At 57.2% G+C, this 20,579-nt stretch carries 16 protein-coding genes and 4 pseudogenes; 4 read left to right on the top strand and 16 right to left on the bottom strand.

Annotation, left to right across the window (positions count from 1 at the left end):
* Positions 1–139: 139 nt before the first annotated feature.
* Positions 140–1,408, top strand: a complete 1,269-nt coding sequence (locus ACLGL5_RS12780; protein ID WP_069091200.1) for a CaiB/BaiF CoA transferase family protein — start codon at positions 140–142, stop codon at positions 1,406–1,408.
* 164 nt (positions 1,409–1,572) lie between these two features.
* The gene (locus ACLGL5_RS12775; RefSeq protein WP_069091199.1) at positions 1,573–2,214 is read left to right on the top strand and encodes a GNAT family N-acetyltransferase; all 642 of its coding nucleotides are present in this window, start codon (positions 1,573–1,575) and stop codon (positions 2,212–2,214) included.
* Between the two features lie 312 nt (positions 2,215–2,526).
* Here ACLGL5_RS12775 and ACLGL5_RS12770 read toward each other — a convergent pair.
* The 13 genes and pseudogenes from ACLGL5_RS12770 to ACLGL5_RS12710 all read right to left on the bottom strand — a co-directional run bounded on the left by ACLGL5_RS12770 (position 2,527) and on the right by ACLGL5_RS12710 (position 14,600).
* Positions 2,527–3,053 (bottom strand): annotated as a pseudogene (locus ACLGL5_RS12770) (ATP-binding protein).
* The gene (locus ACLGL5_RS12765) at positions 3,050–3,418 is read right to left on the bottom strand and encodes a Mu transposase domain-containing protein (protein ID WP_494372953.1); all 369 of its coding nucleotides are present in this window, start codon (positions 3,416–3,418) and stop codon (positions 3,050–3,052) included. The pseudogene ACLGL5_RS12770 and the gene ACLGL5_RS12765 overlap by 4 nt, the downstream one beginning before the upstream one ends.
* A 156-nt stretch (positions 3,419–3,574) precedes the next feature.
* Positions 3,575–4,388, bottom strand: a pseudogene (gene istB / locus ACLGL5_RS12760) (IS21-like element helper ATPase IstB).
* Positions 4,385–5,816, bottom strand: a pseudogene (locus tag ACLGL5_RS12755) (IS21 family transposase). The pseudogenes istB and ACLGL5_RS12755 overlap by 4 nt, the downstream one beginning before the upstream one ends.
* Before the next feature lie 193 nt (positions 5,817–6,009).
* Positions 6,010–6,633 (bottom strand): annotated as a pseudogene (gene istA, locus ACLGL5_RS12750) (IS21 family transposase); the annotation flags it as partial.
* A 523-nt stretch (positions 6,634–7,156) separates the two neighbouring features.
* The gene (locus ACLGL5_RS12745; RefSeq protein ID WP_069091198.1) at positions 7,157–7,717 is read right to left on the bottom strand and encodes a GNAT family N-acetyltransferase; all 561 of its coding nucleotides are present in this window, start codon (positions 7,715–7,717) and stop codon (positions 7,157–7,159) included.
* A 49-nt stretch (positions 7,718–7,766) separates the two neighbouring features.
* Entirely contained in the window at positions 7,767–9,197 is a 1,431-nt protein-coding gene (locus ACLGL5_RS12740; RefSeq protein ID WP_494372917.1) for an amidase, read from the bottom strand.
* A gap of 9 nt (positions 9,198–9,206) precedes the next feature.
* The gene (locus ACLGL5_RS12735; RefSeq protein WP_069091196.1) at positions 9,207–9,605 is read right to left on the bottom strand and encodes a RidA family protein; all 399 of its coding nucleotides are present in this window, start codon (positions 9,603–9,605) and stop codon (positions 9,207–9,209) included.
* A 57-nt stretch (positions 9,606–9,662) separates the two neighbouring features.
* Positions 9,663–10,685 carry a histone deacetylase family protein gene (locus tag ACLGL5_RS12730; protein WP_083246585.1) on the bottom strand — a complete coding sequence of 341 codons (1,023 nt, stop codon included), beginning with the start codon at positions 10,683–10,685 and terminating at the stop codon, positions 9,663–9,665.
* Between the two features lie 6 nt (positions 10,686–10,691).
* Complete coding sequence (locus ACLGL5_RS12725; protein WP_069093298.1) at positions 10,692–12,236, bottom strand: UxaA family hydrolase; 1,545 nt, start codon at positions 12,234–12,236, stop codon at positions 10,692–10,694.
* Between the two features lie 60 nt (positions 12,237–12,296).
* Entirely contained in the window at positions 12,297–13,202 is a 906-nt protein-coding gene (locus ACLGL5_RS12720; protein ID WP_069091194.1) for a fumarylacetoacetate hydrolase family protein, read from the bottom strand.
* 9 nt (positions 13,203–13,211) lie between these two features.
* Positions 13,212–13,889, bottom strand: coding sequence for a hypothetical protein (locus ACLGL5_RS12715; protein WP_141700898.1), 678 nt, complete (start codon positions 13,887–13,889; stop codon positions 13,212–13,214).
* 12 nt (positions 13,890–13,901) lie between these two features.
* Positions 13,902–14,600, bottom strand: a complete 699-nt coding sequence (locus tag ACLGL5_RS12710; RefSeq protein WP_494372916.1) for a fumarylacetoacetate hydrolase family protein — start codon at positions 14,598–14,600, stop codon at positions 13,902–13,904.
* 154 nt (positions 14,601–14,754) lie between these two features.
* On the opposite strand from ACLGL5_RS12710, the gene ACLGL5_RS12705 reads away from it, so the two are divergent.
* Together ACLGL5_RS12705 and ACLGL5_RS12700 are read left to right on the top strand one after the other, a co-directional pair.
* Positions 14,755–16,284 (top strand): FAD-dependent oxidoreductase, encoded by a 1,530-nt coding sequence (locus ACLGL5_RS12705; RefSeq protein WP_280949014.1) that lies wholly within the window; start codon positions 14,755–14,757, stop codon positions 16,282–16,284.
* A gap of 62 nt (positions 16,285–16,346) precedes the next feature.
* The gene (locus ACLGL5_RS12700) at positions 16,347–17,111 is read left to right on the top strand and encodes an IclR family transcriptional regulator (protein ID WP_245307254.1); all 765 of its coding nucleotides are present in this window, start codon (positions 16,347–16,349) and stop codon (positions 17,109–17,111) included.
* Between the two features lie 105 nt (positions 17,112–17,216).
* Here the strand turns inward: ACLGL5_RS12700 and ACLGL5_RS12695 are convergent, their stop codons facing one another.
* The 3 genes from ACLGL5_RS12695 to ACLGL5_RS12685 all read right to left on the bottom strand — a co-directional run bounded on the left by ACLGL5_RS12695 (position 17,217) and on the right by ACLGL5_RS12685 (position 20,554).
* A complete protein-coding gene (locus ACLGL5_RS12695; protein WP_069093296.1) occupies positions 17,217–18,824 on the bottom strand; it encodes a GMC family oxidoreductase in 1,608 nt (535 codons plus the stop codon).
* A gap of 81 nt (positions 18,825–18,905) precedes the next feature.
* Positions 18,906–19,757 carry an ABC transporter ATP-binding protein gene (locus tag ACLGL5_RS12690; protein ID WP_245307060.1) on the bottom strand — a complete coding sequence of 284 codons (852 nt, stop codon included), beginning with the start codon at positions 19,755–19,757 and terminating at the stop codon, positions 18,906–18,908.
* Positions 19,754–20,554 (bottom strand): ABC transporter permease, encoded by an 801-nt coding sequence (locus ACLGL5_RS12685; RefSeq protein ID WP_069091190.1) that lies wholly within the window; start codon positions 20,552–20,554, stop codon positions 19,754–19,756. The genes ACLGL5_RS12690 and ACLGL5_RS12685 overlap by 4 nt, the downstream gene beginning before the upstream one ends.
* Positions 20,555–20,579: the final 25 nt, after the last annotated feature.

Raw genomic sequence — 20,579 nt, 5'->3', positions numbered from 1 at the left:
GCTTTAGGCTCCGCCCGGACATGCATATACGGGACCATCCTTCTGACCGCGGCGGCAAGTTGCGTGCGATGCCTGTTCCGTCTCACAAGCAGGTGCTCGGCTGGGCTTTGCAGCGGATGAAAGAACCAGAGGTCGTAAAATGCTGAACAATTCAGACGCCAACACCAATTTGGAAACAGACAGCGATATACATCCGTTAAGCGGCATTCGGGTCTTGGCATTTACCCACTATGCCGCCGGCCCGATCGCCGCGCAGTATCTGGGCTCCCTCGGCGCAGAAGTTATCAAGATCGAGGCGCCAACGGGTGATTTCCAGCGTAGCGGTATCAAGGAGCCGACGGCTCCCGACGACGAGCCGAGTCCGTATTTCCTGGGCATGAACCGAAACCAGCGGTCGCTATGTATCAACCTCAAGAAGCCGGATGCCCGATCTGTCGTCCGGAAGATGGTCTCGCAGGTGGATGTGATACTCGAAAATTTTCGGCCAGGCGTTCTGGAGCGAATGGGTCTTGGTAACAAAGAAATTATCTCCGAGCATCCTGCCATGGTCTATTGCTCCATAGCTGCATATGATCCGGCTGGACCCTGCAAGGATAAGCCAGGTCAAGACTTAATTATTCAGGCTCTTTCAGGCATTGCAAGCCTCGGCGGGCCGGCGGGCGGTCCACCCATCCCAGCGGGTGCCTATGTCGTGGATACCTATACTGCATCGCAAGCCGTGATTGGCATACAGGCAGCTCTGAGGCAGCGTGATCAAACAGGCCGCGGACAATGGGTCCGTGTCGACATGATGTCGTGCGCGTTACACTTGTTGGCTTCGGAATCCACCTATTTTCTGAACGCACAGACACCGCCAACAAGAGCTCGAAATGGCATCAGCCACGTCTGCCAAGGGGCGCCTTATGGTATCTATGCAACTGTTGATGGTGCGGTAGCCCTTGTAGCACATGCGGCGTCTTTGCCAGACGTAGCGGCGGCGCTGGGACTGTCAGATCAAATCGTGCCATTGCTCGAAGGCAAGGGTGCCTTGACGAACCGTGATCAAATTGCGGAACACCTGTCAAACAGGATCCGCCAGCTAACTACTGACGAGGCATTTTCAAGCCTTTCACCGACGGGCATCTTGCTTGCTCCAGTCCGCAGCGTTGGCGAGGCGCTTGCCGATCCAGGCGTCGTCCGCGACCTCATCCGCGAGGTCGACCACACTTATGGCGGCAGATACCGGGTAGCCGTTGAGCCATTGAAGTTTACCGATTCTCCTCTCATCTTCGATCGTCCGGCGCCTGCGTTGGGAGAGCACTCGATCGAGGTCCTCCGCGATGCGGGAGTCGGCGCAGATGACATCAAGGACTTGATCTCCAGCGGAGCGGTTCGGGTCCCTGCGGCTTCGGTAGGTCGCGAGTCGTGATCTTGAAGACAAGCGCTTATAACGCGTCAAGGTCAGGTTAATAACGCTTAACCAAGACCGGTGCAGGGAGCTAGCTACGGCGGGGATACCGGTAAACTGCATTACTCGGCGGAGTTTGATGGTGGGTTTGGTTTGTCGGACGCGTGTTGGCTCGCGTCGGATGAATGCAGTTCTCCACGGGCGCAGTGTTTGGCATCTCCGCGGGACGGGGCGAGCGAATGATGAACCTACGAACGAAACGCCTCGTATTGCGCGAATGGAATGACGACGACCTGGAACCATTGGCACGTATCAATGACAATCCGAGAGTGGTCAGGTATGTCGCAGAACTTTTGGATCGCGGTGCGGTGGCAGCTTGGATTGCGGACCAACGCGAGCATTTTAAGAAGCACAGGTTTGGCCTTTGGGCACTGGAATTACCTAGTGTGGCTAAACTGATTGGCTTCTGTGGCCTTGTCAACGTGCCATATCAAGCGCACTTCACGCCAGCGGTTGACATTGAATGGCGGCTCGATCCGGCCGATTGGGGCCAAGGTTACGCAACTGAAGCAGCCTCGGCTGCGCTTTCGTTCGGATTCGCACATCTCGGATTGAACGAAATTGTCGCTAACGCAGCTGTTGCGAATTTGGATTCCAGACGCGTAATGGAGCGGCTGGGGATGACCCACAACCCAAAAGATGATTTCGACCACCCGCTCAAGGCTGGAGATGATCCACTGCAGCGCCAAGTGCTGTACCGGGTCAGGTCTGAGAACTGGTGCATAAGCACGTCCGCCCTGAAGGGATTCGGAATTGATCGGGAATAGGGGAGACCTCACAGCTCCGCCCCGGGGCAACGCATGCTCCAAAGGACTGGGTCACAAGTCGTCCGCGAAGAACTCGCAAGGCTCTGATTCAATTGGGATTCTGCTCCAGTTTTGTAAGACCGTATTTCCGCCTCTGATGGTGAGGTGGCTCGCCCTACACTGCGCGTCCTAATCGTTGTGATGCGACCGGCACTGCAACCCTCGCGAACTCACCTCATTCATCGTCCCGCGAAGGACGCTCTTTCCACCGGCTGGTGGAACTGTCAATACCGGGTGAACTTTCCTCAAAAGTGCCGAAGTAAAATTCCCCAATTATGCCGTCTCGGACGGCATGGAGAATTGGGTATTTTTCGGCGGCCGCCCTCGCGGCCGTGATGGTGGGGCGAAGGACGGTGGAGTAATCAGGGCTTTCGAACGGACGTGTTCAGGCATCAATTCGGCATGTTGGCGCAGCCTGTAGCTTGATCCTTCGATCTGAACGACGACAGCATGATGCAAAAGCCTGTCGAGAAGCGCGGCCCCTTTCTCGTAGCGGGCGTTGACGAGCTGGAAGAACAGGTTGCCGCCGCCGAGGGCTGGAAAGTGAAATCGAAGCCGGCGAGCGTTTTGATGGTTGCCAGCCGACCCATCCGCAGCGCCGTCTTTATGCGACTGTTCTCGCGCAGGGTCAGCTCTTCGGAAAGGAGAATGTCGATCGCTTCGAGTGCCGACAGCTCGCCATGCTCCAGGCGGCGGACAATATGGTCGAGCGCTTCAAGGGCACGTGGCATCTTCAAGCCGACAAGGTCATGGCGAATGCGGTCGATCATCGACGGCACGGCATCGAGAGCGGCGTTCATGGGCGGTTCTCCTGCGCCAAGGCTCTGGCGACGGCGTCGTAGAAGGCGAGCGGCCGCTGCGTGACCCGGTCTCCGGATCCATGAAGAATGATCTCGTCATTGTTGACGCGCGATCGCGATCGCGGCGGTGAGCGAAGGGTTCTGTGTCCTGGTTCGACGCGGCGCTGATGGCGACCTTCCAACACCGGATGGACAGCAATCAGCGCGCCGTCTTCGAAGATTCGAACCTCATTGGCCAAGGTGTGAACCTCGACGAGCCGCCTTCTGGTGGCGTCGGGCACGCTGTATGCGTTTCCACCGACACTCACCATGCCCTCTCGGGATATCCTTCGCTCAAGCCGCAGAACCGATCGGAACGGAGCCATCGGCAAGGGACGCAGATGAAGGCTATAGCGCGACAATCTGGGAGAGAAGCGCGCGACAATCTGGATGAGAATCTGGTGTCGCGGCGGTGGCGATAATCGCGGCATGGATTGTCGCGCGCAAGAGGTCTTGTCGATTTGATTGTCGCGGCGCGTCAATCAGGGAGCGACGTTCGTGGGTGTCGCATATGACGGCGGCCTGCCTGGCCCCCGCTTTCGCTCGATGGCCTCGCGCCGCCGATAGCTCTCGACATTAAGCTCGAAGATTGTGGCGTGATGGACGAGGCGATCCACCCGCGGCGAGCGTCATGGCGGGATCGGGGAAGACCTTCCCCCATTCGCCGAAGGGCTGATTGGCGGTGATCAGCAGGGACCGCCGCTCGTAGCGAGCGCTGATGAGTTCGAACAGCACGCTCGTTTCGGCCTGGTCCTTGGTGACATAGGCGAGATCGTCGAGGATGAGCAGGTGGAAGCGATCGAGCCGGTTGATGGCGGCCTCGAGGCCGAGTTCGCGGCGCGCGACCTGAAGCTTCTGGACGAGATCAGTGGTGCGGGTGAACATGACCCGCCATCCGGTCTCGATAAGAGCAAGTCCGATGGCCGAGGCGAGATGGCTCTTTCCGCCGCCGGGCGGGCCGAACAGAAGCAGGTTCGCTCCCTTCTCGAGCCAGCTATCGCCGGCGGTGATGGCCATCACCTGGGCCTTGGAGATCATCGGAACGGCTTCGAACTCGAACGTGTCGAGGGTCTTGCCCGGCAGGAGGCGCGCCTCGGCGAGATGGCGTTCGATACGTCGCCGGTCGCGCTCAGCCAGTTCATGTTCAGTGATCGCAGCCAGGAAGCGAGCGGCCGGCCAACCTTCCTTGTCGGCCTGTTCGGCAAATTGCGGCCACATAACCTGGATGGCCGGCAAGCGCAGTTCGTTGAGGAGCAAGCTCAGTTTGGCTGAATCGACAGCGGGGTTCGTCTTCATGCCGCATCTCCTGTCAGATTGGCGCCAAGCAGGGCTTCATAGGCGTTGAGCGGAGCAAGGTGCACGACGACCCTCGGCAGTCGGGCGGGATCCGGCGCGAACCGTTCCCGCAAAGCAGCTATGTCGGGCAATCGCCGTGCCTGCAGCGAGGCAGTCAGTTGATCGGCCAGTTCGCTCTCGCAGCCGCGCTCGTGCGCCATGGCAAGAAGCTCGCCCATGATGCGGCAGGCCTGCCGCTCAGGCAGTCGCTCCATGAGCTTGTCGAAGGTTCGCCGGTAGGCCTCGCGGGGGAAGAGCTGGTCCCGATAGACGAGGTTGACCAGCGCCATCGGCTTGCGGCGCAGCAAATGGATAACATGCCGATAATTGACGACCTGGTCGTGCTTGCCGGTTGAAGAGGCGCGCCCGCGCGGCAGCGTCATGAGCTGCGTGCCGCCGATGAAGATATCCAGCCGATCATCGAAGAGCCGCACCCTGAGGCGGTGGCCTATCAGGCGTGAGGGCACGGTGTAGAATACCTTGCGCAACGTGAACCCGCCCGATGACGTGATGCGCACAGTGACCTCCTCGTAGTCGCAAGTGCGCCGGACGGGCAGTTCCTGGAGTTCGGCCCGCTCGATGTCGATGCGCTTGGAATTGCGGGCGTTCACACGGCTGACAATCTCGTCGACAAAGCGACGGTAGGCGGCCAGGTCGTCGAAATCGCTCGACCCCCGCATCAGCAGCGCGTCATTGATCGCCCGCTTGAGATGGCCGTGCGGGCCTTCGATGGAGCCGTTCTCATGCGCGACGCCAGCATTGTTGCGGGAAACGGTCATGCCGTAGTGGCCGCACAGTTCGTCGTAGCGGCGCGTGAGGTCCTCCCGGGCGTCCTTGTCCAGGTTGCGGAAGGCCGCCGAGAGGCTGTCGCTGCGATGCTCGCGGGGAGCCCCGCCGAGCGACCACAGCGCGTTCTGCAGGCCTTCCGCCAGGGTGATCGAGTGGTTGGCCTGCGATCGTCACGCCGGTGGCGGCCATGTCGGTGAAATCCGACAATCCCATGCGTCCGGGTTCGTGGACCTGCGGGAAAATGACCTCCTGCTCCTCGCCATGGACGGCGCGCCAGGATCGAATACGGCGCTCGATCGTGCGACGAATGCCGTTGCCCAGTTCGGGATGTCGCCTGATCATCTCCTCGAAAATGGCGACCGGCCGGATGCCGGGAGCCGCCCGCAGCAGCGGCACGATCTCGGCGTCGAAGATCTCTGCGAGCGGATCGGGCCGGCGCCTTTCCCGCGGAACCGTCCTCTGCGAAGGCAGCCTCGTCTCGATGCGATAGGCCGTGGCTGTGCTGATCGACGCCTTTGCCGCTGCGACGGCCGTCGTATTGGTCTTCCGGAACTTCATGAAAAGCCTCATTTGGTGATCGGTTACGTGGCGGCCGGGCACAAAGTGATTCCTCCCCAACAGGAAAAACCACCGCATACCCGGTCGACCGTGATCACCAGACGACACCCGAAAAGGAACGCGCCGCCGGCGGGTTGAAACTCCAGTCGGGCTACGCCCTCCCTGCGTTCCAACCCGCCGGCATTCTCATCCTGATTGACGCTGCGCTCTCACGTTGATTGCCGCGCCGCAGAAGGCGCTCTTCCGCGAAGGCCTCGACGACGACGCGCTGCGTTGTGGCGTGCACGCGCGGATTGGCAACGGCATCCAGCCATTGCCGCAGTTGGGTGTTAAGATCATCAAGGTTGCGAAACGAGCGCGCCAGGAAGAAGTCTTCACGAATATAGCGGAATGGTCGCTCGACCTTTCCCTTCGTCTTGGCGCGATATGGTTTGCAGGCCTTCGGATGAAAGCCGAAATGGCGGGCGAGATCGAGCAGAGCGCGGTTATAAACAATGCCGCCCGTTTCGCCTTCGCCGATGACCGCAGTCTTCATTCTGTCGTAAAGGATCTCGCGCGGAACGCCGCCGATCGCATCGAACGCCGCCGCGTGGCATCGCAGCACCGTCGGCAGATCCTGATGCATGGCAAAGCGCGCTCAGATGAGACGGCTATAGCCCAGCACCATAGAAAACAGCCAGACGATCCTGGGGGTGCCGGCTCGTCGGTGAAGACGACATGGAATTGGGCGAAATCCACCTGTGCCTGTTCGCCGGGAGCTGTTTCGAACCGAACTTCAGCCGGCTTCTGAGGTCGGACGAACGTCTCTGAGGAAGGCCGTGACGGTAGTGTAGCCACCGGCGTACCCACGATCCTTCAGGCCGCTTGAAGATCTGGCGGAAGGAAAAGGCACACGCGATGGTGTTCGGCCCAATGCACGTGGAGCCGGCAATCGAGCTGATCGCGCATTGATGGAATCCCAGCCCAGCGGAACATTATGGTGAGGCAACGGAAAGATCGTTCGGGAGCATTCCAGGGTGAGGCAATACGATACCCTACATTTGTGTCGCATGCGCGTTACGCCGAGGACTTCATCCTGCGGTGTCAGGAACAAGGGAGGAGGCCTTGGCGGTGTCCGCTCTGGCTGAAAACCTGGGTGACCAACGCGCGCTTCTCGGTGCAACTCCACAGCCTCTGTTGCCGCACGCGCCCGGGCACCGTTGTAAGATCTTCGGCCGCTGCGGCGCCGCTTATATTTAATAAGACGATAATATCTGGTATGGAGTTACCGGCAGTATGTATGAAAGTAGTTGGTTAATAAGTATTGATAATAGCCATTAAGTTAAACGCCGATCGAACGTGGGGCGTCAAGTCAGTTATAATAGTCGCGAGTTCTCCACATGTCAAGACGGGTTACGCCTCTTAGCCCATTCGTCGCGACTCAATCGGAAGAGGACTTGCGACTTCTGGCCACTGGCGGCCGGCTTTAGAGGGTGCTGGAAGTTATTTCTGGCATCATGGGACATGCCGAGTCGTCTCATGACCTGCAGCGAGTTGGCATTGGCTACCGAAGCGGTAGCCACAATCTCGACGAGACCTAAACGCTCGAAGCCGTAAGCGATGACCGCTTCAGCAGCCTCGGTCGCCAACCCCTTACCCCAAAACTCAGGTTTGAGGATCCACGAAATTTCGACTGCCGGTGTAAAATGGGCCTGGTAGGAGACAGTAGAAAGGCCGCAATAACCTACGAAGGCGCCAGTTCCCTTTTCCTCAAGTATCCATACGCCATAGCCGTGCTGTCTGTGATGTTCAACCTGGTCATGAACCCAAGCCTCCACCTGGTTTCGATCAGTCAGCCGTGTAAGATGTTGCATGACGTTCGTGTCGGCATGCATCTGACTAGCCAACTCAACGTCATCGTATGACCACCTCCGGAAATCAAGCCGCGGCGTTTGCAAACACATAGGATAACCCCTTAGCAAAGTTGATCGGCTTAAGGTCCCTTAGCCCTTGTTACGGCTGTGACCGGGGCAAGTTAATAGCATTCGGGACCACTATCGGCTGTAGTTTCTCGAAGGCCCGACTAGCCTGAAGAACAAGGCTATCGGCATACTTTGGACCCACAATTTGGAGAGCTATGGGAAGGCCCTGATCCGAGAAGCCGCAAGGCATCGCAGCAGCAGGCTGATGCGTCAGATTGAATGGAAAACAAAACGCAATCCAATCCCACATGGACTTGAGATGGGATGGGTAAAGAGGTCCAGCCTCAAAAGCCGTGACCGAAAGTTGGGGAGTGATCAATAAGTCAAACTTCTGGTGAAACTCACTCATAGTGCGAGCTAGTCTCTCACGGGTTTGCCAAGCTGCGAGCAACTGGGCTGCCGTCACGCCCCGACCCTTCTCAGCAATCTTACGCAGACCTGGATCGCACATCTCCAAGTCGACTTCGGAGATGCCAACGAGGCTGCACGCTAAAGAGGCTTCATAGAATGTCAAAAAGCATGCCAAAGGGTCATCAATCGGTGGAGATACTTCTTCCACCACAGCTCCCAGTTGCTCGAACCGTTTGACAGCTTGCGCAACAGTGGAAGCGACCTCGGCGTCCACATGTGCATACCCTAACGTTTCACTATAAGCGATACGAAGACCTTCAACTCCTCTATCGAGTTTATCTACGTACGATCGCGAATCGTGGTCTACGGCTAGCCAGTCTCTAGCATCAGGCCTCGAAATCACATCCAGCATCAAAGCTGCATCCGAGACGGTGCGGGTGATGGGACCATAATGGCCAAGCTGCGCCATCGAGCCCAAACCCTGCGGATACATCGGCACACGACCAAAAGTCGGTTTCAGGCCATACACCCCGCAGAGGGCTGCGGGGATTTTAACTGAGCCACCTGCGTCACTTCCTTGGTGAAGGGCTCCCATCCCGGCCGCAGCTGCAATCGCGGCACCGCCGCTCGACCCTCCACACGTTAAATTGGGATCCCACGGATTTCGACTGGTCCCCGACAATGGGCTATCCGTTACGGATTTCCATCCAAACTCCGGCGTCGTGGTCTTACCGAATAGAATGCCACCACTCTCTTTCAAACGGCCAACGACAGGCGCGTCTTCATTCCAAGGCCCATCCGCCTTTACCGTTAACGAGCCCCTGCGGGTCGGCCAACCTTGGGTAAGCGATTGATCTTTGACCGTTACTGGCACCCCATCAATTGCGCCGACAGGATTGCCTGAGAGCCATCGCGCCTCGGAAGCCCGGGCAGCGGCACGCCCTCTATCGGGATCCATAAGAACCAATGCGTTTAGAACAGGGTCCACACTGGTCACTCGGGCTACTACTGCTTCAAAAACGTCCACGGGCGAGAATTCCCGAGTCGCATAGCCGCGAAGCAAGTCTGTCGCGCTATAATCTGCGTTTTTGCCGCGACAAGGATGCGACACGGTGTTCGATCACGGAATTACCGCGAGGATCTCGATCTCGATGCTAACCCCGCCCACGAGACTGGCAACGCCGATCAGGGCGGACGCTGGAGGTGTCTGAGTAGAAAGAAAGCCACTTCGCACCTTCCGGAGGGTGGATACCCGATCCTCGTTGAGGCCAACAACGTAGTAAGTGAGCCGGGCAATGTGCTCGAACCCTAGGTCCGCTGCAGCAAGGGTCCTTTGAATTTCTACAAAGACAGCGTTGACCTCTTCTTCGAATGATGAGGTGACGATGTTCCCCTGATCATCGACGGGGATAAGCACTGAGATAAAGATGCCACTTCCTTTAATTATCATTCCGTCGGACATAAGAGTCGAAGCCTGGCGTGTGTTTACTGGCGTTAGATGTGAAAAGCCTTCGGTCATCGAAATCTCCTGAAAATGCAAGCAGTTGCCGTGAGTGTGGATGGCCTTGGTCTTGGATCAGTCTTGGATCCCGCCAAGGAACGCGACGAGGTTTCGGCCGAGTTCGACGCTCGGATATCCACCTTCCTGGATGAGAGCCACGGGTCCCCGGAACTCGTTTATTGCTGTCGCGGCCTGTGCGAAGCCCTCGGTGGTAACGTCCAAGACGCTCAACGGGTCGCCTCGATAGGCATCAAGGCCAAGGGCGACCACGAGAACGTCGGGGGCGAAAGTTTGAATACGAGACAGGCCTTTGCCTATAGCCGCCACGAAGGCGCGATCGTCACTGCCGTGAGGCAAAGGAAGATTGAGATTATGCCCCTCCCCCTCCCCGATACCGGTTTCATTGCTATAACCGGAGAAGAACATGGGAAACCGATCAGGATCGGCGTGCACAGAGACCGTAAGAACGTCAGACCGCTCATAGAAGATCTGCTGGGTGCCGTTTCCATGGTGAATGTCGATGTCGAGCACGGCAACGCGTTCGGCGCCAGACAACCGGAGTGACTCGGCGAGTACAGCCACATTGTTCAAATAGCAAAATCCCGACGCCATTTCGGTAAAGGCGTGATGGCCGGGTGGGCGGCAAAGGCCGTAGGCGCTTCGCGCACCGCCCTCGATCAGCGCGCCCACGTTCAGAGCGATATCCACGCTACCGCGGGCTGCGCGCCAGGTCCCAGCACTAATCGGACATGACGTATCACCTTGGTGAAAGCCTGCGCGAGCCAAGATGTGACTGGCATAATGAGAAGCGAAGCGGTTGGGATGAGTATTAGGGACGATTTCAGGTCCAGCGTTCGGAAGGACGGACCATTCGGCAATGCCGTTCTCGAGGAAGTCCAGATATCTTGCGGAATGAACTAGTCCAATGGCAGCTGAAGCCATCGGCTTCGCTTCCACACCCATGTGTCCGGCATCGATCGCAGCAGATAGCAGCGCGTAGGCGCGCTCCGGACGTTCTGGACTTTCCACCAACCGACCACGCTGGATGAACGTCTGCGGGCTATGAAGCTGGTGGAGATCTGAATGAACGATTTTCATGTTCTCTCACACAGTTGCGCCGAGCACCCAAGGCGCGAACTCGTTAGCGCCGAAATCGAAGCTTTCGCTTTTTGATGGGGTTCCTGAAGCCACGTCGAGCATGAGATCGAAGATGCGCTGTCCGCATTCTTCAACGCTTTCGGCCCCTGTGATGACCTCGCCGCAGTTGACGTCCATGTCGTCCTGCATGCGTGTATACATAGGTGTATTAGACGCGAGCTTGATCGTCGGCGAGGGCTTGCACCCGAAAACACTGCCCCTGCCCGTCGTGAAGCAGATTAGGTTTGCACCTCCAGCCACTTGGCCGGTGGCAGAGACCGGATCATATCCCGGAGTATCCATAAACACGAAGCCGGGACCCCTCACAGGCTCGGCATACCCCACCACTTCGACGAGGTTGGTAGTTCCCGCCTTTGCCATTGCCCCTAAAGACTTTTCAACGATTGTGCTTATCCCCCCCGCCATGTTTCCGGGCGAACGATTGTCGTTCATCACGGCTCCTTCGCGTTGGAAATAACTCTCCCACCACGCCATATGCTTTAAGAGACGCTCACCCACCTCGCGTGATACAGCGCGGCGTGTCAGCAGATGCTCGGCTCCGAAGGTCTCAGGCGTTTCCGACAGGATAACGGTACCGCCGTGTCGCACGAGGATATCGCTTGCCGCCCCGAGGGCCGGGTTTGCTGTCACCCCTGAAAGACCATCAGATCCTCCGCATTGGAGGCCGACCACCAGTTCACTCGCCGGAATTGGTTCGCGCGTGACGCGATTAGACTCTTCAAGGACCTCGCGGACGAATGAGACTGCCGCCTCAACAGTCCTGCGCGCCCCGCCCATTGTCTGGATATCCATGCTGCGGACGCGACCAGCCAGCCCCTGTTCCTCAAGGAGACCACCTACCTGATTGACTTCGCATCCTAGGCCAAGGACTACAACATGGCTGAAATTTACGTGACGGGCGTACCCTCCCATGGTCCGGCGTAAAAGCCGAAGAGGCTCGCCGCTCGTCATCCCGCAGCCGGACTTGTGCGTTAGAGCTACAACGCCGTCGACGTTCGGGTAGGCTGATAGGGGATCGTCCCCCTTAAACGGGTTCTTGCGAAAGACGTCCGCAACGAGTTCAGCCACGTGGCTGCTGCAGTTCACTGTGCTCAATATGCCCACGTAATTACGAGTGGCGGCACGGCCATCTGGCCGTCGAATGCCCATAAACGTGGCGGGCGTATCCACGTATTGGGTTGGCGTGACAGCTGAGCTGAACGCATAGTCTTTCTCAAACTCGCCCATAGCCATGTTTTGAAGGTGAACGTGGCTGCCTGGCTGGATGTCACTCGTGGCAAACCCGATAACTTGCCCATAGCGCAGGACAGGCTCACCTTTCTGTATCAGGCGTCGCGCAACCTTGTGTCCTGCGGGCACTGCGTTCACGGTCACAAGCCCGCTCCCCAAGTCGGTACCGTGAAGCAAGGCTCTCCGAGCAATCAATACGTTATCGGCGCAGTTCAAGGTCAGAGTGGCTGCCGCACCGAGCAAATTGGTTTCAAGCTGCATCGTCTTCTCCCAACCGGCATAGAGGGTCATCGTTAAGGCCGTCCCGGCGAATTCTGAGGCCTAAGCGTCCCGCGCAGATCCGGTTATTGTCCCGTGAACGCGCGCCTCGCTGCGAGGCCGCCTTGGAGCGGCGACGACAACTTGACGCTGGCTACCAAGGCCCGTCGCTCCCAATTCCACGACATCACCTTCGTTCAGAAACTGCGGCGGTTTTAAACCGAGCCCAACACCGTGCGGTGTGCCGGTGGTGATGACGTCGCCAGGCTCCAGGGCCATGAATTGGGAGATGTAAGTTATCAAATAGGCAAACGAGAATATCATCTTCCCTGTCGTGCCGGCCTGCCGAGAGACACCGTTGACTGTTAGCCAAATGTCGAGGTTTTGAGGATCGGATACCTCATCAGGGGTGACGAGCCACGGACCCAAAGGGCCGAAACCAGGGCGAGACTTTCCTTTCATCCACTGTCCACCTCGGTGAATTTGGTCGTGCCGCTCAGAAACATCGTGACAAAGCAGGTAACCGGCGACGATGGAGAGGGCGTCAGATTCGGGGACTTGAAAGCCATGCTCGCCAATTACGACGGCGATTTCAGCTTCCCAGTCGAGCATGTCTGAACCCGCTGGCATTGGAATGTTGTCCATCGGGCCCGAAATTGAGGACGGTGCTTTCGAGAAGACGACAGGCTCCTCGGGTATAGGCGTGCCGGTTTCCGTCGCGTGGTCAACATAGTTGAGGCCAACCGCGATAAAGTGACGAACGTCCGAAACCGGAGGGCCTAGACGAACGTCCTCGGGAATTACAGGCAGCAGCGCGACATCTAGGGAGCGCAGGTGATCCATAGTCCGTCGCGAGAGTGTCTCACGGCCGACGTCATCGATAACGCTGCTAAGATCCCGGATGGTACCTTCCGCGTCTAGTATTCCTGGCCTTTCGGCGCCGGCCGCGCCGTGTCGCAACAGTTTCATGACAACCTCTCAGCCTGCCGCCGTTTCAGTCTTCAGTCGTGTGTATTCTAACTGGTAGCGACCTATTCTTGGTCGGCTGACATAGGGATGTTGCAAGATCGACTGTGTCGGGGACCAAAGGGCTTCAATGCTGCATCCCTCGAGGACAATGAACCAAGCCGGAGGCGCATCGTAGTCACTCTCTTTGCGGGTTTCGGCCGTCTTAGCCTGGGTAGCATCATCATCAGATCGACACAGATGGGCCCCGGTTAGCAGTGGGGCTTTCGACAAAGCTTTCAGAACGTCCGTCAGCTCATCAACCGCATCCTTGGGCGCCTCAGAGGGAAGTTCGAATCGCACCGTCGCAACAGCACCGCCTGGTCCTGCACCACCGGAATACAGCACTCGGGCTAGACCGCGCGACGTGTTGAGGAAGTGGGACGTGGCTCGACGCGTCCAGGCCGTCGGTGCATTCAGACGCTTTGCATATTCCGGGCCGATTAGGACATCGAATTCATCGACTTCGTATAATGTGAAGAATTCCGGATGGGTGTACGCGTCGGCTGCCCTGTATCGGCGTCCCCGCAGGAAGCCGGGTATGTCTGTTCGTTCGGGCATATGCTCGTGAATGTGCCATTGATAGAAATCGAGCCTTCCCTCATTGGCGATACCATTCCAGATACCCACAACGCCGTTGCCGCTAAGCATCATTCACTCCTGCTATGCGCCTGTCCCAAATGTTACGGATACAGGCTCAAACCCTTCAAATTCTGCAGAGACCACGTCACCAGGTCTGGCTGTGACTAGACCGGTGAAACTCCCGGTAGTGACGACGGTACCAGGTTGAATTTCGATCTTCCGATCGCGCAGATCTTTAACAAACCTGACAAGTAACCCGACCAGATCGCTGTCAGGGTGGCCGCCAGTTGTGCGATGGGTCACGACACCGTTCAGTCGCAGACTTGCATCCAGTGACGCGAAGCACGCCGAAGCCCAGTTCTCGTTAAACGGTCCGCAAACAAGCGCACCGTTAGCTAAAAGGTCTGCAACCATGGCGTTGCGTGAAGCAGGAAGAGGCCCGCCCCAACGGCTGGTGACGACCTCGATCGCTGCGCAAGCCCCATCTAAGGCGTCGATCACGCCGGCTTTCGTAACGCTAACTTCTTCCTTGGGCGCGCGGGCGAATTGGAACGCGATCTCGCATTCGACGCCGCCAGTCCCATAGAGATTGGCTCCGAGGATGCACGGGCTGGAGAAGAACCGGCTGGCCACGATGGGAGCTGAAACCAGGTCTCCGTCGGGGAGCGCAGCAGTTTTCCAAGCCGCAACTGGAGCGGCCAGTCCCTTTATGACACGCTGCTGGATTTCGAGTGCGGCGGGCCTGCTCACCTCTTGCAAGAGCGCAGCGTCGACAACCAATGGAGAGCCTCCGCCATGTGCGGATAGCAGCCCCTCGGCGAGATAATGAATGTGATCGCTTGCTCTGTGTGACATGATATACTAATTGGAATGATGTTCTACATAACGCTTAGGCGGTCTTTTCGCCGGGGTCAACAGGGAAGTGGAACCGACAGTGGCCACTTTTGTATCACCCCCCGATTCACCCGCCTCAATGGAGATGAAAGCCGTGGCTCGAACAGGCGCTAAATTTGACGTGATCGTAGTTGGCGGCGGAGGGTCAGGTCTCTTCGCTGCCGTGGAAGCGGCCGAATTGGGTCGTCGTGTTCTGGTGTTGGAAAAGAATCCGCGCCCTGGGGGCATGACGAATTGGGCTATTGGCTCACTTTCCTCAAGCGGGTCTCCCATGCAGAAGGCGGTAGGGATTGACGACGTTCCCCACGACCACTTCGCTGATATGGCACTTTTCCATGGCGCGCTCTTATCCCGGGACAATCCTGAATTGAGGCGCGCGTTTGTCGACAACGTCCCGCAGACCCTCAAAAAGCTTCTCGACATGGGTGTCGTATTTTTCGGACCAATGCCTGAGCCTCCGCACAGGGTTCCCAGGATGCATAACGTTCTGCCCAATTCCCGATCTTACGGACATGCTCTTTATCGAAGAGCAAGGCGGTTAGGCGTGACGGTCCTCCTTAATCATCAGGTGACCAGTCTTGTCCGAGAGAACGGGCGAATAACTGGCGTCGTCGCGGAAAACGCTGGCGTCGAATGGCAGTTTTTTGCCAGTGGGGGAGTCGTGCTCGCCGGCGGCGATTTCAGTGCGAACCGAGAAATGAAGCAAGCTTATGCGGGAGAAACGGTTTCCCATGCCGATGCGCTCGTGACGACTAGTACCGGCGATGCGATCCGTTTGGGACTAGGCGCTGGAGGTGAGGTTGTTAACGGGGATCTCGTGAGCGGTCCGCAGCTTCGCTTTATCCCGCCCCAGAACAATTTGATGACAAAACTGCCGCCGAACCGGTTCCTTGCACTGGTGATGAAGTGGTCAATGACACATCTCCCCCAGGCTCTTATCCGCCCGTTCATCATGATGTTTCTCACTACTGTTCTGGAACCGCAGAAAAAACTTTACGAGAGCGGAGCGATATTGGTGAATCGGTCGGGAGAGCGGTTTACAGATGAGTGCGATAAACCTCAGTTCAGCGTACCTTTACAGCAAGGCCGTGAGGCCTTTATCCTGCTAGACGGGGCACTCGCTGAAACATTCAGTAAGTGGCCATTCTATATTTCAACAGCGCCCGGCGTGGCGTATGCATATTTGCCGGACTATCGGCGAAACCGGAAGGACATTTATTATCAAGCTGGCTCGATCCAAGGGCTGGCAGCGAAGATTGGTGTACCAGGCCACGCCCTTGAAAAGACCATTGCTGCCTACAATCAAAACCCAAGGGGAGGCACTCCGGGGCTTATTCGCGCCCCCTACATCGCGCTAGGCCCAGTGCGGAGTTGGGTGCTTACAGAGGGTGGGTTGAGGATCAACGCATCGATGCAGGTCCTAACCCCCGAAGGCAAGGTCATTCCCGGGCTATTTGCAGCCGGTGCAACCGGTCAGGGTGGAATTATACTCGAGGGACACGGACATCACCTGGGCTGGGCATTTACCTCAGGGCGGCTTGCCGGGAGGGGGGCGGCGACGATCCCATAACAGTTGACCAGGAGTTCTCAATAGAATATTATTCTTACTGGAACAGGAGATCTCCGTTGCGCGTGGTGAATTCACTTGTTGAGCGCTGCTTTGCGGTGGTCGAACTACTTGCTACAGATGCGGCCGCCATGCGGCTTGGCGAAGTAGCGGAGCGTCTGGACATCCAGAAAAGTGCTGCGCACAGAATGCTAACGGTGTTGTGCGAGATCGGATGGGTCGAACAAGACCCTGCCACCGGGTTCTACAAGCTGACTTTGCGGTTAGCCATCCTTGGCCAACGCTTTCTAAGTGCGACGCGGTTGACGGACGTTTGTCAGCCGGTCCTTGAAGAGCTTGCTGCTAAAAGCTCCGATCTGGTGCGCATGGCAGTCGTTCAGGGTGAAACGCTCACCTGGATTACTCAGATACAGGGCGCGCATCACGGCCTTAAATATCAACCGGAATTGGTAGCTACAGTCCGTTTGGTGGCAACTGCCAATGGCAAGGCCTACTTATCCACGCTCGGCGACGAGGAAGCCCTCCGCATTGCCCTCAACACTCCGGATGGCAAATCTTACGCTGGCGGCGTTGAAGCGTTGATGAAGGAACTGAGCACTACGAGGGAGCGTGGTTGGGCAATATCCATTGAGGAAGCCGAATCGGGTGTCGTTGCGATCGCCGCTCCGATTGCAGCCGAAGGCCAGGTGGTTGGCACCGTCAGCGTAGCTGGGCCGAGTTCTCGCCTTACCGCAGACCGTCACGCCGGTATCGCTGCAGAAGTAACCACGGCTGCACGCCAATTGGGCGAGCTCTGGCCCCTGCGTGGACATCCAGGGGATAGGGGCTAGAAGGAGGCTACCCTATTCCGTCGTAACGCCGCACATCGGCTAGCTGCCTCGTTGGAAACCTCCTCCAAGCCTTTCTTGCCGGTGCGGCGGTCGGCAAGCGATAGCCTAGGCTGCTTTCAGGAGATCTGCGGCCTTCTCGCCAATGGCAATTGCGGTGGCGTTCATGCCTCCCGATACAGGAGAGGGGATCACAGAGTTGTCAACCACCCGGAGGCCTGAGACCCCCCGCACACGAAGATCCAGATCAGTCACTGACTGATCCTCAGGGCCCATTTGGCACGTTCCTGCATAATGAGCAGCGGACGCCCCTACCCTGCGTGCATAATCGAACAACTCTTCGTCGGATTGAACTTGACGACCTGGGACAGTCTCCTCGACGCTCCACCGACGGAGTGCGTCCATTGAATAAAGTTCGCGGGCTGTGCGCAGACCCGAGAGAAGTCGAGGCCAATCTCTCGGATCGCTCAAGTAACGGGGGTGGATCAAAGGCTTATCATGCATGTCGCCTGTTTGTGCGAAGATCGTGCCGTGGCTATCAGGGCAAACGAGGAAGACCCCGATTGTCATACCACCCGCTTTTTCCAATTTTCCTGGAGCTGTAGGAGAAAAACTGACGGGGGCGAACATCAGCTGCAAATCCGGGAATCGGGCATCCGGCGAGCTCCGGCAGTAAAGCGCAGCCATACTGGCACCCAACGTGAGTAGCCCACGATTTCGGAATACATATTTGAGGGTCTCGACCGCAATGCGGCCGAATGTATTGGTCTCATTGATGGTCTGAACACCTTTGACCCTGTGAGACATTCTCACCATGTACTGGTCGCGGAGGTTCCGCCCAACTTGGGGCGACGATTGGACGACTGGCACGCCGATCGCCGCGAGCAGATCTGGATCCCCGATGCCGCTTACCTGCAGCAGTTGGGGGGAGCGGATCGCGCCGCTAGAAATGATGACTTCCCTGGTGACCTTCACCCGGGTTTGCTGACCTGCTCGGGTAAACTCGATGCCTTCAACCTTGCGTCCATTGAAAATGATCCGGGTGCAGACTGCGTTGGTCTCGACCCGGATAGAAGGGTTTCGCCTCATGGCCGGTCTGAGATAGGCGGAAGACGTATTGTCTCTAAAGCGGCCCCGGCGATTTTGTTGGAAGAGGCTTGCACCTTCACGCTGTGGCGAATTCATATCTGAAACGCGGTCGTAACCAGCCTCGACGGCGGCCTCTACGAAATCGCCCGCGAGAGGATGAACTGTGCGAAATGGCTCTACTGAGACAGGTCCAGTCCCACCTCGATGCTGGGACTCGCTTCCGGAGAACGTCTCTGCACGTCGAAAAAAGGGTAAAAGATCGGAAAACCCCCAGCCCCGGCATCCCAAGTCTTTTGACCACCTATCATATTCGGCAGCCTGCCCTCTGGCAAAGAGCATCCCATTGATCGAACTGCTACCACCCAGCCCGCGCCCGGCAAAAAGGCCAATTTTCCTAGATTTCGTTAATTCCTCGGGCTGCGTCTCATACATCCAGTTGAAGGTGGGGTTTTTCAAAAGGTAGAAGTAACCAGCTGGGATGTGAATGTGAGGATGCCAATCGCGTGATCCCGCTTCCACCAGAAGCACCTTTGTGCCTTTATCCTCTGACAACCGAGCAGCCACAACGCAGCCTGCCGACCCCGCGCCGACAACGCAGAAATCCGTCTCGAAAGCCCAGTCGTTCATTCCAATCCCCAATCACGCGACGGCTGATAAAAAATGTCTCGCCGTGGGCAGTTGCCGCGCAGCCCATGTACCGAAGTCCGGCTAGAACTTGTAAATACCCAGGTTCTGGAAGGTCTCATGGATCTCCTCAGCGTATCTATCAAATTCTGGGTATCTCCCAAGATAGGCGGGTCGAGGACGCGGCAAATCGACTTTGATTTCCTTCACAATCCGCCCAGGACTATTGGACATGACCAGGATGCGATCCGAGAGCCCTATCGCCTCCTCAATCGAATGCGTGATGAATAGAACGCTCTTGCGAGTTTCCATCCACAAAGTCTCGAGGTCGTGTCTGATCTGGGTGCGTGAAATTGCGTCTAGGGCACCGAATGGCTCATCCATCAGCAAGACTGACGGATCATGGACCAGGGCACGTGCTATAGAAACGCGCTGCTGCATTCCACCAGATAGTTGCCGCGGATAGCGGGACTGCGCCCCGGAAAGTCCCAACTTCGCGAAAAGCTCATTCGCACGTTGCTGAGTTGCAGCTCGATCGAGCCGCCGAATTTCCTGTTGGAGGAGCACGTTGTCCATGGCAGTTCGAAATTCAAGAAGCAAATGATCCTGAAAGACGATTCCAACGTCAGTCATCGGGCTCGTAAGCTGTTTCCCATTGACCTCGACTGAGCCGGTCGTTGGCTTAAGCAAGCCTGCCATAATTAGCATAAGCGTACTTTTGCCACACCCGGATGGACCAAGAACACTGACGAATTCGCCTTCAGCTATCTCGATCCGGACAGGTCCAAGTGCACGAACTTTCCCATAATGTTTCTCGATATCGGACGCCACTATAGACCTGCGTGGCCCCGGCGTAACGGACGCCCGAACGCCTCTAGATTCATCTGAGTATCCATACTGGGACCGCGCCATTTTTAAACTCGCAATCTTGGTCACAGGCCTCTCCTCCAGGGCATCATCACAGTTTCCAGGCCAAGCAAGATGCCCGTTAACAACATTGCTAATATCGCCGTGGCAAAAACTGCTGCGAACATTAACGCCATATCCATGTAGCTCGATGCAGAAAGTATTAATACTTCAAGGCCTTCGTTTGCACCGATGAACTCGACCGTTATGCATGCCGACACCGCATAAACCATTCCAATTTTCATCCCGGAGAAAATATACGGTAGTGCCGCCGGGAGTCGGATAAACCGAAAGGTCTGCCACGAACTGGCTCCCATCGATTGTGTAATGAAATGCAAGCGCGGGTTAATCGACGAAAAGCCGGCGATACTGTTCACTAGGATTGGAAAGACGGTCATGATAATCGTCAATCCAATGCGGGGGGTGAACCCGAAGCCAAACCACACTATCAGAAGGGGGGCAGTGATCGTCTTCGGTATAATTTCAAAAAAGACGATCAAGGGAAACAAACTGCGTTTCAGTGCGGGGTACGAAGCAATGGCCAATCCCAAGGGGATGGCAACCAGAGTGGCGAAAGCAAACCCGATGGCTACGACATACCCCGTGGCCGCAAAATTGTAGGCGAGCACACCCCGATCGGAGACAAACCTTCCCATGAAGTCGCCCGGCGCCGGGAGGAGGTATACTGGAATGCCAAACCAATCACTGCTGAATTGCCAGGTCACGATAAATGCGACCAACACCAGCGCCGGAGGCAGTAACCGACCGGCGCCATTTAAAACATGTATTCTAACTGGGGTGGCGGATTCAGCGTAAACGTTTGCCATGAGTTGTCCTGCACATTGCTGCCAG

The sequence above is a fragment of the Mesorhizobium sp. U510 genome, assembly GCF_059180695.1.
The sequence above is the reverse complement of the archived record's forward strand: the minus strand, read 5'-3'. Positions and strand labels throughout refer to the sequence as shown.

What these genes read in the sequence shown, in the direction of transcription:
- ACLGL5_RS12685 (WP_069091190.1), bottom strand. Translation starts at nt 20,554, where the DNA reads ATGGCAAACGTTTACGCTGAATCCGCCACCCCAGTTAGAATACATGTT.
- ACLGL5_RS12725 (WP_069093298.1), bottom strand. Translation starts at nt 12,236, where the DNA reads ATGCAGCTTGAAACCAATTTGCTCGGTGCGGCAGCCACTCTGACCTTG.
- ACLGL5_RS12715 (WP_141700898.1), bottom strand. Translation starts at nt 13,889, where the DNA reads ATGCTTAGCGGCAACGGCGTTGTGGGTATCTGGAATGGTATCGCCAAT.
- ACLGL5_RS12730 (WP_083246585.1), bottom strand. Translation starts at nt 10,685, where the DNA reads ATGAAAATCGTTCATTCAGATCTCCACCAGCTTCATAGCCCGCAGACG.
- ACLGL5_RS12735 (WP_069091196.1), bottom strand. Translation starts at nt 9,605, where the DNA reads ATGACCGAAGGCTTTTCACATCTAACGCCAGTAAACACACGCCAGGCT.
- ACLGL5_RS12720 (WP_069091194.1), bottom strand. Translation starts at nt 13,202, where the DNA reads ATGAAACTGTTGCGACACGGCGCGGCCGGCGCCGAAAGGCCAGGAATA.
- ACLGL5_RS12695 (WP_069093296.1), bottom strand. Translation starts at nt 18,824, where the DNA reads ATGAACGACTGGGCTTTCGAGACGGATTTCTGCGTTGTCGGCGCGGGG.
- ACLGL5_RS12745 (WP_069091198.1), bottom strand. Translation starts at nt 7,717, where the DNA reads ATGTGTTTGCAAACGCCGCGGCTTGATTTCCGGAGGTGGTCATACGAT.
- ACLGL5_RS12780 (WP_069091200.1), top strand. Translation starts at nt 140, where the DNA reads ATGCTGAACAATTCAGACGCCAACACCAATTTGGAAACAGACAGCGAT.
- ACLGL5_RS12775 (WP_069091199.1), top strand. Translation starts at nt 1,573, where the DNA reads ATGCAGTTCTCCACGGGCGCAGTGTTTGGCATCTCCGCGGGACGGGGC.
- ACLGL5_RS12765 (WP_494372953.1), bottom strand. Translation starts at nt 3,418, where the DNA reads ATGGCTCCGTTCCGATCGGTTCTGCGGCTTGAGCGAAGGATATCCCGA.